Origin of the sequence: Chryseobacterium takakiae (genome assembly GCF_900129385.1) — a bacterium.
GTDB classification, from domain to species: Bacteria; Bacteroidota; Bacteroidia; order Flavobacteriales; family Weeksellaceae; genus Chryseobacterium; species Chryseobacterium takakiae.
Window position 1 is genome coordinate 77,756 of the sequence record NZ_FQVO01000004.1, and the last position, 13,535, is coordinate 91,290.

6 protein-coding genes are annotated in these 13,535 nt (G+C 38.7%); 2 read left to right on the top strand and 4 right to left on the bottom strand.

What is annotated here, in order from left to right:
- Positions 1-21: 21 nt before the first annotated feature.
- Positions 22-2,031, top strand: coding sequence for a flotillin family protein (locus BUA76_RS07005; protein WP_072884086.1), 2,010 nt, complete (start codon positions 22-24; stop codon positions 2,029-2,031).
- Positions 2,032-2,284: 253 nt separating this feature from the next.
- Positions 2,285-7,093: a DNA repair ATPase gene (locus tag BUA76_RS07010; protein ID WP_072884087.1), complete on the top strand. Its 4,809-nt coding sequence runs from the start codon at positions 2,285-2,287 to the stop codon at positions 7,091-7,093.
- A 254-nt stretch (positions 7,094-7,347) separates the two neighbouring features.
- Here BUA76_RS07010 and BUA76_RS07015 read toward each other — a convergent pair whose 3' ends face one another.
- From BUA76_RS07015 to BUA76_RS07030, 4 genes are all read right to left on the bottom strand, one after another.
- Complete coding sequence (locus BUA76_RS07015; protein WP_072884088.1) at positions 7,348-7,926, bottom strand: DUF1989 domain-containing protein; 579 nt, start codon at positions 7,924-7,926, stop codon at positions 7,348-7,350.
- The gene (gene gntA / locus BUA76_RS07020) at positions 7,926-8,612 is read right to left on the bottom strand and encodes a guanitoxin biosynthesis heme-dependent pre-guanitoxin N-hydroxylase GntA (protein WP_072884089.1); all 687 of its coding nucleotides are present in this window, start codon (positions 8,610-8,612) and stop codon (positions 7,926-7,928) included. The genes BUA76_RS07015 and gntA overlap by 1 nt, the downstream gene beginning before the upstream one ends.
- Before the next feature lie 368 nt (positions 8,613-8,980).
- The gene (locus tag BUA76_RS07025) at positions 8,981-10,429 is read right to left on the bottom strand and encodes a TolC family protein (protein ID WP_072884090.1); all 1,449 of its coding nucleotides are present in this window, start codon (positions 10,427-10,429) and stop codon (positions 8,981-8,983) included.
- Complete coding sequence (locus tag BUA76_RS07030) at positions 10,416-13,532, bottom strand: efflux RND transporter permease subunit (RefSeq protein ID WP_072884091.1); 3,117 nt, start codon at positions 13,530-13,532, stop codon at positions 10,416-10,418. The genes BUA76_RS07025 and BUA76_RS07030 overlap by 14 nt, the downstream gene beginning before the upstream one ends.
- Positions 13,533-13,535 lie beyond the last annotated feature (3 nt).

Below are 13,535 nucleotides of genomic sequence, written 5' to 3' on the forward strand. Positions count from 1 at the left end.
AAATAATTAAACTTTAAAACTATGAATTTACCACTAATTGCAGGGATAATTGTTGCTGTAGTAGCTTCAGTTGGATTAATATTCTGGATTCTGTCTATGTACAAAAAAACAGTACAGGGAATCGTTATTCTCAGAACCGGATACGGAGGAACAAAGGTATTTTTTAATGCAGGAATCGTAATTCCTATCATTCACAGGATGGAATCTATGGACATTTCCGTGAAAAAATTGGAAATAGCCAGAGAAGGCAAAGCAGGCCTGATCTGTAAAGACAATATGAGGGCAGACATTCAGGTGGCTTTCTTTATCAGGGTTAACAAATCGGTTGATGATATTGTGAATGTTGGCCAGACAATCGGCTGCCAGAGAGCTTCGGATATTCATACCTTAAGAGAACTGTTTGAAGCTAAATTTTCGGAAGCGTTAAAAACGGTTGGTAAAAAATTTGAATTCATCGAACTGTACGAAGCAAGAAGCGAATTCCGCCAGGAAATCCTTGATATTATCGGAACAGACCTTAATGGCTACGTTCTGGATGACTGTGCGATTGACTACCTGGAGCAGACTTCCATCGACAGCTTAGACAAAGATAACATTCTGGATTCTGAGGGTATCAAGAAAATAACTGAATTAACGGCAACACAAAATATTAAAGCCAATCAGGTTCGCAGAGACGAGGAAAAAACGATCACAAAACAGAACGTTGAGGCCCGTGAAGCAATTTTGGAACTTGAAAAACAGCTGGCTGAAAAAGAAGAATCTCAAAAAAGAGAAGTGGCCAATATTAAAGCCCGCGAAAATGCTGAAATACTAAAAGTAAATGAAGAAGAAAGACTGAAATACGAAACCGTTCGTATTGCAACGGAAGAAAAACTTCAGATCGCTGAGGAAAATAAGCTGAGACAGGTAGTAATTGCCGCTAAAAATAAAGAACGTGCTGATTTGGTGGAGACTGAAAGAGTACAAAAGGACAGAATGCTGGAAGCAACCGAAAGAGAAAGAATTGTTTCTCTGGCTCAGATTGAAAAAGAAAAAGCGATCGAGCTGGAAAAGAAAAACATCCAGGATGCAATCCGTGAGCGTCTGACCATGGAAAAAACCGTTGTGGAAGAACAACAGGGAATTAAGGACCTTGAAGCTTTCAAAACAGCCGACCGAAATAAGCAGGTTGAAATTACCCTGGCGACACAGGAAGCTGAAAAGAAACTGATTGAAGAAACAAGAGCAGCAGAAGCCAGAAAATTGGCGGCAGAAAAAGATGCCCAGAAATATGTAATAGAAGCGCAGGCTAAGAGAGATGCCGCCGAAAAAGAAGCTGAAGCCCGTAAAATCATCGCTGATGCGAAAGCGAAAGAAGAAGCAACGGTGGGATTATCTGAAGCTCAGGTTCTTCATGCAAAAGCAGATGCCGCAGAAAGACAGGGAATTGTAGAAGCGGTTGTTATTGAGAAAAAAGCAGACGCTATTAAAAAAGAAGGAATTGCACAGGCAGAAGTCATCAAAGAAAAAGCATTGGCAGAAGCCGCCGGAATCACTGAGAAAGCCGAAGCCATGAAGAAACTGAATGATGCAGGTAAAGACCATGAAGAATTCAGACTGACCCTGGCTAAAGAAAAAGAAGTGGAACTGGCTCATATTGCTATACAGAAAGATATTGCACAGGCACAGGCCGGCGTTCTCGCTGAAGCCTTCAAATCTGCAAAAATTGATATTATAGGCGGAGACAATACATTCTTCGATAATGTTATTCGTCAGGTTTCTGCGGGTAAAGGCTTGGATAAATTTATCAGCCACAGCGAAAATGCAACATTGGTTAAGGAAAACCTTTTGGGCGACGGCGAAAATATCATCGGGAAAGTAATGGGAATGGTTGATAAATACAACATCTCTTCCGAAGATATTAAAAATATGAGCATCGCAAGTCTTATTTTTAAACTGAACAGCGTTGCCAACCAGCAGGAAAGAGGGCTGCTCGACCGGGCATTGGACATGGCAAAAAGCCTGGGAATAGATAACAAACCGGTACAATAAAAACAATAACCATCCTTATATATGATAAACTCTCATTGTCTGATTTTATTAATCCTTTGAGAGTTTTTTCTAATAGTATTTTTATTGAATAAGTAATTCAATAGAAACGGGTTGTTTTAATCCGTTCAAAATAAAAGGCATTATTAAAACTTTGCCAAGTTTAAAACCTTTGCCAACGAAAAGAATATATTTCATAACATAATGATGATTAAGATCAAAGATCTGTCATCAGTTACCAAACATATAAAAACCTATGTCAGAACAATTAAATTCAGGGACATACGAAATCATACAAAGCCGTCTGAATGAGCAGAAAAACAACCTTATTCAGAAGCTTCAGCAGCTCAACGAAAACCGTAAAGAAATTTTCGGCGGAGTAGATTTTTCGCTTATTGCCAACGAAAGGATTTCTACGGAACACAACTGTGTAGCCAAAGATATTTTTTCGCTGAAAAACACTTTGATCTTCGGTTCCAATGCGCATCTGGGTTTACAAACGGAAATCAACATCACAGATGTATTTTCAATCTATATCATTAATAACAACCGATTCGAGCCGCAAGATTGTTCTCTTATTTCGGATGCTACTTTTATTGAAGAATTCAAAAACCTGTATAAGTACTACAGAAACACTTTTTTCGTACGCTTTCACTTTACCGAAAACTATCTGTATATGGTTTTCCAATTGTCTGAAAGCACTTCCGATATCAAGGCATTTAAATGGTTGATTAAAGAAAATGAATTAACATACATTGATTCCAGAAGTGCTTCTGAAGTGACATATCCTCCGCAACATGGTTTTGCATGGACGAAAGCGACCAGAGATATGCAGCGAAGCGGAAAGTTTCCGCACATTTCTTTGGCAGATAAAGTTTTTGTGGAATCTATCGGGGGCGATTTAACCATAAAAATTGAAGATAATACCGATATCGGAAAAGGGATTTACTCCGAAGATGTTGTTCATAAAGATCAGAACCTTGATGATGCAGAAATTCACTTCTGTGATCTTGATAATCTGGTTTTATTTAAAATCAAGCCATATCAGGAAACAGAAAGATATTTCATTTATAATCATAAAGAAAAAACCGTTTCAAGAGTTGACACTTTAAAACATTCAGCGGTTTTACTTCCGGAAAATCAGGGGGTTTTGTTCTCGAACGGCTATGCTTTGCAGACGGGAGGTTTGAAAGTGATTTCTCAGGATGTCAACAGACTTCACTACCTGAAAACCATTCAGGAGCCGAATGGTGAAAATTTCATGTATGTTTTCTACGATGATAAAACCAATAATTATCAACTGATTTCATATAATATCATTACCCAAACCATTGAAACACCGATTCGATGCAGCGGATATTCTGTTTTAAATGACGGAAAATTGATCTATTTAAGAGAAAGTATTGAGACAACCAAACATCATTTAGCGCAAATCTGGCAGACTCCGTATTCTAAAGAATTATTGCCGAATAGAGAAAAATCAGATACGCTTCTTTACAAAATCGGGAATAAAGATATTGTAAGAGTGATGGCGGAAAGTCAGGAACTGATTACGCTTTTAAACAAAAAAGATTCTTACAGCGGATTGTATGATGATATTGTTAAACTTTCCACGACTATTTTAGATGCTTATTATTTTTTGGGTGATGATGAGGTTGAAAATCTTGACCAGCCATTAAAAGAAATCCGAAACATCGCTCATTCTGCCATCAATGAATATGAAAAGGTTGTTGAACAAAAGAAAAATACAGGTCTAGCAGTTGAAAAAATCAAGGCTGCCTGTGAGAAAATTTTAGAAGAAACCAAAAGAATCAACTATTCTCAACTGACGGAATATATTGATATGCTTTCCCAAATCAGGGCTTTGCGTGGCGAAATTACAGGAGCAAGAGATTTGAAATATGCTGATATTGCAATTCTTGATTCTTTGGAAAAATCATTGGCTGAAAGATCAGAAGAACTTTCCAACGCCTGTGTGAACTTCCTGCTTCAGGACGATGCGTTGTTTCCTTATCAAAACAGAGCACAACAGATTTCTGAAAAGATTATCAATTTGCAAAAGGCAATTGATGCAAAAACGATTGAGGAAGAAATCAATAATTTGTCGGGACAGCTCGAGCTTTTGGTGGATATTGTCAATAATTTAAAAATTGAAGACACTTCACAATCTACGCAGATTATTGAAAATATTTCGGTGATTTTTGCCAGATTAAATCAGGAGCGATTAGAACTTTCAAAAAGGAAAAGAGAAATTTCCGGAAAAGAGCTGTCTGCAGATTTTCAGGCGCAGATGACCTTGTTTGATCAGTCGGTAATTAATTTCCTTGAATTGTCTCAGACCCCTGAAAAATGCGATGAATATCTGACCAAACTTTCCATTTTGCTGGAAGAAATGGCAACAAAGTTTGTTGATTTTGAAGAATTTATCCGGAAAATAGAAGAAAAAAGAGAGGAAGTTTACGGTCATTTTCAAAATAAAAGAGTTCAGCTAACCGAATCCAGAAACAAGCGTACGCAGAGTTTATATGATTCTGCACAACGGATTTTAAAATCAGTTCAGACAAAATCCGAGTCATTCGACTCTGAAAATGAAATCAACGGCTATTTTGCAACCGATTTAATGGTGGAGAAAGTACGTGATATTTCGAGGCAGCTCATGGTAATGGAAGATTCTGCAAAAGCGGAAGAAATCCAGACTTTGTTAAAAACCTCACAGCAGGAGTCGGTCAGAAAACTAAAAGATAAAAAGGAAATCTATGCAGACGGAGATCATATAATTGCTTTGGGCGATTATAAATTTGCAGTGAACCGTCAGAAATTAGACCTGACTTTGGTGATGAGAAATGCACAGTATTATTATCATTTAACAGGAACTGCATTTTATGAACCGTTAAATTTTGAAGCCATTTCAGATTTTAAAGAAGTTTGGAATCAGGAATATATTTCGGAAAATCAAAATGTAAAACGTTTCGAATATTTAGCGTGGAATGTTTTTTCACAAAATAAAAATATCAATACAGAAGAACAAAACCGAATTGCCATCCAGCAATTCATGACGGAACATTTTGGAGAAGGTTTGGTAAAAGGAATTCATGATGAAGATGCATTGATGATTGTTTCAAAATTGCAACAGATGCATAATGAATTGGGACTAATGCGGTTTACACCGCAAGAAAGAGCTTTGGCGCAGCTGTTCTGGTATTTCCTGGATGAACAAAAAAAAGACTATTACCAGAAGCAGTTTAAAGCAGTTGATCTAATTTCAAAATCGTTTGCAACAGACAAAGGGTTCCAATATCTCAATCAGGAACTGTCCAATGAAATACGATTATTCGCTCAGAACAATCATCTTTTTGCTGAGGTTAATGGTTTGAATTCTGCCATTTATTTGAAAAGAGAAAATAAATCGGCATTTTTGGTTTCAGAAAAAGCAGGCTTATTGTATGAATCATTTTTAAAAGATTTAAAGGAAAAAGGAAAAGATCTAGAGTTTATCGACCAGCAGAATGCGCTGAAACAGTATCCTGCAGCCTGTTTTTCTATTGCAGAAAGTGCTTTAAGTGCGTTCCTGTTTAATTCAGAATCATATGTTGAAGATGATATTAAAAAAGAAGCAGCCGTATTTTTTATAACGCAAAGTTTTGATGCTAAAAATATTCATCACATCACTTATGAAACGATCCTGAAAGGATTGAAGTCACTGGAAAAAGATGCTGATTATGTATTAAATTATTATGAATTTACCTCCCGTTTATCTCATTTTAATGAAACCGTGGTTCCTAAGTACAAAAAGCTTCAGGAGATGAAGGCAAAATGGGTAAACGACAAGAAAAAAGCTTTGAAAATAGACACTTTCAAATCTCAGGTTTTAAGTTCTTTTGTGAGAAACAGATTGATTAATGATGTTTATTTTCCTTTAATAGGAGCCAATTTAGCCAAGCAATTAGGTACTGTCGGAAATGACAAGCGTACCGACAGAATGGGGATGTTGCTTTTGGTTTCGCCGCCGGGTTATGGTAAAACGACATTGATGGAATACATGGCAGATAGAATGGGGCTGGTTTTCATGAAAATCAACGGTCCGTCAATCGGCCACGATATTGTCTCTACCGATCCGCACGAAGCAAAAAATGCGGGCGCAAAACAGGAACTCGAGAAGCTTAATCTTGCTTTTGAAATGGGTGACAATGTGATGTTATACCTTGATGACATCCAGCATTGTAATCCGGAATTTTTACAGAAATTCATTTCACTGGCAGACGGACAGAGAAAAATTGAAGGAATTTATAATGGTGAAAGTAAAACCTATGATTTAAGGTCTAAACGTTTTTGTCTTGTCATGGCCGGAAATCCATACACGGAAAGTGGTGAAAAATTCAGGATTCCCGACATGCTGGCCAACCGTTCCGACACTTACAATTTAGGTGAAATTTCGGGCAGTAAAAAAGAATTATTTGATATAAGCTTAATTGAAAATGCTTTGATGTCAAACGATTATCTTACCCGGCTGACCCAGTCAGGAATGGAAAATCTTTACCATCTGTACGAAGGCATCATATCCGGTTCCGCAAATGTGGATCTGGCAGGTAATTTCAGTTCAAACGAAATTTCAGATTTTAGAAAAGTGCTTGAAAATACATTGAAAGTAAGAGATGTTGTTCTGAAAGTCAACAAACAATATATCGCTTCCGCTGCCATGTCAGATGAATACAGAAATGAGCCGGCTTTTAAGCTGCAGGGTTCTTACCGGAATATGAATAAGCTTATTTCCCAAATCCAGCCCATTCTGAAGGATGAAGAAGTCACTCAGATAGTTTTAAATCACTATCAGAACGAATCTCAGACTTTAACCAATGGAGCTGAAGCAAACATGCTGAAGCTAAAAGAATTAATGAATCTCATTTCAGAAGATGAAAATTTCCGCTGGGAAGAGATCAAAAAGACATTCATTAAAAACAAAACCATAAAGGGTTTGGGCGAAAATGACCGGATGACCCAGGTGATTGCTTTGTTGGCCCAGTTCAGCGAAGGCCTTGAAGGAATAAAAGATGTACTGCAAAAATAACTCTTAGTACCAGCTGCACCTACGTGCAGCTGGTTATTTTTGGATTTCCAACTGCAATCTTTTCTTTTGAAAGAGCGCCAACTGTCTTCAGTTAGCGCCTTTTTTTATTTACTTTTTTATTAATTTCTGGTTATGAAATCAAATCTTCTTTAGTTTAATTTCTTCAATAACTTTTTAAAACCATGCATCATTGACTAATTTTTTTACTTTTTACAGTTATGCATTAATATTGATCCAAGTATTTAATATCTTCACTATATTATGGAGTAGCCAATTGGTTTGAAAGCATAATTATTAGACATTTCCGCTGAACAAGCTGTCATCCCTACAATAAGGTCCATTTCTGCTTCAATTATTATATAATCTCCAGCTGCACTCTTAGGCGGAAGTACACTAATCTTACCGCTCTCACCATTCACAGCAACATTCATAAAAACATTAAAGCATATAGGAATCTCATCGGGTTTAATACCAAACGGCTCAAGTGCTTCACAAAGATTACCAAAACATCCGCGGTGAGGATGTTCATCGCCATAAATTATGCGGAAAGTGTCAGCACTACAGGGAGTCAAGAGAAAATCATGCCTACCCACGGTGTCCTCTATAATATGAAACATAATATTGCTTCTGTTGGAATAGAACGGATTACCTTTAGTGAGAAATATAGTTTCAGCATAATCAATAGTCCTTCCGGAGGAAAGATATTCCCTCTTATCATTAAGATTAAAGCATATAAAATCTGATACCTGCTCTCCTTTGATGTCGGTAATTTTAAGTTTTTCACCTTTTCTTAATATAAATCCGGTGCCGCTTCTTGGTTGTATTGTATTCATTAGTTTTTATATTTATAAGGACATTCCCATTTTTTATCATACCGCATGCCGCTGTATTGGTACACTTCTGAGTCATCACCGAAATCACAGAGCATCGGATTAATAGAACCGCTAAGCGCCACATCTCTTTTACGAACAATATTTTTCATTTTATCATATCTATTTAAAGATCTCAATTCTTCAAATTGCTCATGCGGATTAAAGACAATTGCCGGATAACGGAATTTCCTTGAATCCCTGCTGCTCGCCGGTGAAAGTCCGATAATAAAAAAAGCTTCTTCTTTCAGACTAAAACTAAAATTTGGAGATGAAGGGTTTGAATCTACACGGGAATCATAAGGATATTTCTGTGCATCCAGATCAGACAATGCCTGCAATCTTTCCCAAAGAAGCCTGTCGAAAGTCTTCTCATCGACACGATGCGTATCGGGGAAAATTACACATACGGTGTGAAAATCATTATCTGCTGCTCTGTATGTATCAACAAATTTATAAATAAAATCAAGGATATCCTGATCATCTTTTGGGCAGGCCAAATGGCCGGCAACGAATATATGCATCTGATCTCTCGTAAGAGCAGCCTTGGCTGCTACACAAGGAAATAGCTTATCATCTATAAATTCCCTGAAAGCATCACGCACTTCCAAGGCATGTTCTGTACTTTGTGAAATATTGGTTGGTGTCATGCCTTAAGACACGCAAAGCATGTGCCACCGGAAATATAGATATTGCATGTATAATAGTTAAGCTTTGCTGCCAACTTCCGAAAATGATGAAGCATTTCTTCCAAAACTGCCAAACTCATTTTAAGAATTACATTAGCTGTGGCTTTCCAAACTAATAAGACTTATTTTCATTTTAAATGGGCAATTGATCTGTATTGAAACAACAAATCCTGCCCGATTAGTCATTCAGAGGATAAGGAATTTGCAAAAAATTTAATTGGTTCGTCTGCACTGAATCTGAAATTTATAATCAACCGATAGCAAGTGATTAATTCATGCTTAAAAATGTCCATAATATCATCGGATTCAAATATGAGAAATTTAAAAGCTTATTGCAGTCTTCCTCCTAAAGCTTTAAACAGCAATACATTATTCCTTGTATTCTCATGCTGGAATCTAAGCAGATCCAGTTCTGCCTGAAGCTTGCTTCTTTGAGCATTGATCAATTCAAAATAATTGGCGTAGCCTGTAATATACAAATCATTGGAAACTTCAATTCCTTTATCGAGAAACCCTACTTCTTGCTCTTTCAAATCCAGAACGCGATGAAATATTTTGGTCTGTTTCAAAATAGACTGAAGTTCGTTAAAAGCCGTGGTTACACTTTTCTGATAATTTAAAAAAGCGATTTCCTGCTCACTGTTGGCAATATTGAATTCATATCTCAATTGTCCTTTGTTGAAAACAGGAACCATCAATCCGCCCAAAAGCTGCCCTGCCAAAGAAGCCGGCTTAAAAAATGTTTCCGCTGAAAAAGAATTTAATCCGAAGGTGGCGCCCAGATCAATCCTGGGATAAAATGCGGCTCTTGCTGCTTTTGCATCAGCATGTGAAGCCTGCAATGTATAGTAATTAGAAATCACATCCGGCCTCGAATGAATGACTGCATCCACATTGATATTCTTATTCAAAATCTCAAAATTGGTTGGCAAAAGTGTCGAACCTCTTTCAATTTCACCGCCGTAGACTCCTGTCAAAGTTGCAATAGCTTGTTTTACCGTTACAATTTCGACTTTTATGTGTTCGATTTCCGCCAGCCAGTTGTTGTTTTGAGCCTTAAACTGCTGAACAGCAAGCTCTGTCACCTTCCCGACTTCACGCTGCGCTTTGATGATTTCAAAAGCTCTTTTCTGCAAATTGTAATTGTCCTGATAAATTTTCAGGCGCTTGTCTAAAGCAATCAGATCATAGTACAGATTGGCAATATCGGTAAACAGATCAATCTGGATCAGTTTTAAACCTTCTTCCGAAGCCAGAAATTTATTCTGAGCAGAAAGCCTTTTGTTTTTCAGCTTTCCCCAGGCATCGATTTCCCAGCTGCTTCTTGCACCCATCCAATAATTCGGTGTAAAATCCGTATTGATCTTCTGCTGTTCGGTGATGTTTGAGGAAAGGTTGGTATCATAGTTCCCAACGCCCTCCATTGTATATTTTCCGTAACGGTCGCCCGAGATAGTTGCTCCGACATCCAGGGACGGAAGCAGCTCCGTCCTTGAACGTTTCAGAAAACTGTTGGCCATTTCCACACGTTGTTGCGCAATTTTAAAATCCGGATTCGCCTCTTTTACCTGTTCAAAAAGTTTCAAAAGATTCTGGTCTGTGAAATAGGTCTTCAGATCAATTCCGGTAAAATTTCCGGCGGTAGAAATGGCTTCCGAAGTTTGTAATTCCGGGGTTTCTTTTACTTCTTTTATAGCGGTTACTTTTGGGACGGCGCAAGACGTTACTGCCAATACGGCTGTACTCCAGACTGCAAATCTTAATTTATTTGGTTTCATTCTTCTTTCTATTTTCTAAGGTTGCAAAAAAAATGTATAATCCCGGAATAACAATCAGGCCGAAAACGGTTCCGATGAACATTCCGCCTGCGGCTGCGGTTCCTATCGAACGGTTTCCAATAGCTCCTGCTCCGGAAGCGATACAAAGCGGAATCAATCCTGCAATAAATGCAAAGGATGTCATCAGGATCGGACGGAGACGCTGTTTTGCGCCTTCAATTGCTGCGGGGATAATAGCATTGCCTTCTTTATGACTGGCAACAGCAAATTCTACAATCAGGATGGCATTTTTAGCCAGCAATCCGATCAACATGACCAAGGCGACCTGTGCGTAGATATTGTTGTCCAATCCACAAACCAGCAACGCAATATAAGAGCCGAAAATCCCGGTTGGTAAACTCAATAAAACCGGCATTGGTAAAAGGAAACTTTCATATTGAGCAGCCAATAAAAGATAGACGAAAACCAGACAGACAATGAAGATATAAGCGGTCTGATTACCCGATAAAATCTCTTCCCTTGTCATTCCCGACCATTCGATTTCAAAACCTTTCGGAAGGCTTTGTTCAGCGACTTTTTCAACCGCTGCAATGGCATCTCCGGAACTGTATCCATCGGAAGGTTCACCATTAATCATTGCAGACATGTACATATTATAACGGGTTAAAACTTCCGGTCCGTAAACTCTTTCAATTGTTATAAAGGTTGAAAAAGGAACCATTTCCCCTTTGTCATTTTTTAAGTATAAATTCAGGATGCTTTCAGGAGTTTCACGGTATTCCGGACTTGCCTGAACCATTACTTTGTACATCTGCCTGAATCGGATAAAATTGGTGGCATAATAAGAACCTAACATCGTCTGCAAAGTTGACATCGCATTATCCACCGAGATTCCTTTCTTGGCGGCCATATCATAATCGATATTGATCATGTACTGCGGGAAAGTGGCATCAAAACTTGTAAAGCTGTTTTTCAGTTCGGGTGCTTCATTCAGTTTTTTGACAAAATCTTTGGTGATCTTATCCATATTTTCAATGGTTCCGCCCGTTCTGTCGAGAAGACGAAGTTCAAAACCACTTGTATTACCGAATCCCGGAACGGTAGGTGGTGCAAAGACTTCAATTTCGGCATCAGAGATTCCTTTTGTTTTTTCAGTAAGTTCTTTAATAAAATCATCAACAGACTTATTTCTTTCTTTCCAGTCTCTGAGATTAATCATCGCCATACCGTATGATGAGCCTGCTATTTCCGTCACTACACTATATCCCGCTAAGGTCGTTACGTTTTCTACCCCATCAATTTTTTTGGCAATCGCCGTAATTTCATCCAGGACTTTTTCCGTACGCTCTACGGTTGCACCTTGAGGAGTTGTGACACTCACGTAGGCCATTCCCTGGTCTTCCATCGGAATAAAGCCTGAAGGCAAAAATTTCGAAGTTAACCCGATCAGGAAAACAAATAAGAACAGGAGTCCGAAAGTAACCATCGTTCTTGTAGCAAATTTTGATAAAATTTTTACATATCCGGCAGTAACTTTTTCAAGTAAGTTATTGAATTTATTGAAGAATTTATCAATAAAGCCTCTCTTTTTATCGTGATTATGAGGTTTTAAGATCAAAGCACATAAAGCCGGAGTCAATGTCAATGCATTGATACCGGAGATCACAATACTTATCGCCAGCGTTAAGGAAAACTGCCTATAAAACACCCCAACCGGACCATCCAGGAATGCCACCGGAATAAATACCGCAGACATGACCAACGTAATCGCCACAACTGCTCCTGCAATTTCTTTTGTCGCAATAACCGTAGCCTGGTAAGGCGGAAAACCTTCTTCCATTTTAACGTGGACTGCCTCGACGACGACAATTGCATTATCAACGACAATTCCGATGGCTAAAACCAATGCAAAAAGCGTTAATAAATTTACGGAGAAATCAAGCATATCCATAAAGGCAAACGTTCCGACCAATGCTACAGGAACTGCCAAAACAGGAATCAATGTAGAACGCCAATCCTGAAGGAAAAGAAATACGACAATCGCTACCAGAATAAAGGCTTCCAATAAAGTATGCAATACCGCACTAATAGAAGCGTCGAGGAATCTCGAAACATCATACGCCATATTGTAATCCATTCCCGGAGGAAAAGAATTCATTTTCAGCTCAGCCATTTTATCCTTTACATTCTGGATGACTTCCGAAGCATTTGAGCCTGGTCTCTGCTTCAGCATAATTGATGCGGAAGGCCTCCCGTCGGTCTTTGAAACCATTCCGTACGTCATTGCCCCAAATTCCACTTTTGCAATGTCTTTCAGCTTTAAAATAGTTCCCTCTTCATCGGCTCTGACCGGAATTTCTTCGTACTGCTTCGGCTCAAAAAATTTACCTTTGTATTTTACAACATATTGCAGCTGACCGGCCTTTCTTCCGGAAGATTCTCCTACTTTTCCGGGTGCTGCGGAAATATTCTGTTTCTGAAGGGAATTCACCACCTCATCCGCCGAAATATTGTAGGCTGCCATTTTCTGAGGGTCAAGCCAGACCCGCATTGAGTATTCTTTCTGCCCCATAATTTCCGCACGGCCTACTCCATCCAGACGTTTCAGTTCCTGAAGAACATTGATGTCTGTAAAGTTGTAAATAAACTGCTCATCCTGACTGGGGTCTGTACTGGTGATGTTGAGATACATCAACATACTGTTCACCTCTTTTTCCGTGGTCACTCCAGCTCTGATTACCTCTTCGGGCAATTCGTCAAGGATCGTAGTAACCCTGTTCTGAACATTGACGGCTGCCAGATCGGGATCCGTTCCCACCTCGAAGAATACCTGGATCAACGTCAAACCGTCATTGGAAGTCACTGTGGACATATACGTCATTCCCGGAACGCCATTGATGGCACGTTCCAAAGGCAGTGCGACTGCATCTGCAGAAACTTCTGCATTCGCTCCGGTATATTTAGCCGTCACCGTTACCGAAGGCGGAACGATATCTGGAAATTGGGTGATCGGCATCTTCATTAAGGCCATAATTCCTACCAAAACAAAGACAATGGAAATCACCAACGAAAGAACCTTTCGCTTTATAAACATTTCTACCATGAT

Bases quoted from the DNA above. Each gene is read 5' to 3' on its own strand.
- BUA76_RS07005 (WP_072884086.1), top strand. From the start codon at position 22: ATGAATTTACCACTAATTGCAGGGATAATTGTTGCTGTAGTAGCTTCA.
- BUA76_RS07010 (WP_072884087.1), top strand. From the start codon at position 2,285: ATGTCAGAACAATTAAATTCAGGGACATACGAAATCATACAAAGCCGT.
- BUA76_RS07015 (WP_072884088.1), bottom strand. From the start codon at position 7,926: ATGAATACAATACAACCAAGAAGCGGCACCGGATTTATATTAAGAAAA.
- gntA (WP_072884089.1), bottom strand. From the start codon at position 8,612: ATGACACCAACCAATATTTCACAAAGTACAGAACATGCCTTGGAAGTG.
- BUA76_RS07025 (WP_072884090.1), bottom strand. From the start codon at position 10,429: ATGAAACCAAATAAATTAAGATTTGCAGTCTGGAGTACAGCCGTATTG.
- BUA76_RS07030 (WP_072884091.1), bottom strand. From the start codon at position 13,532: ATGGTAGAAATGTTTATAAAGCGAAAGGTTCTTTCGTTGGTGATTTCC.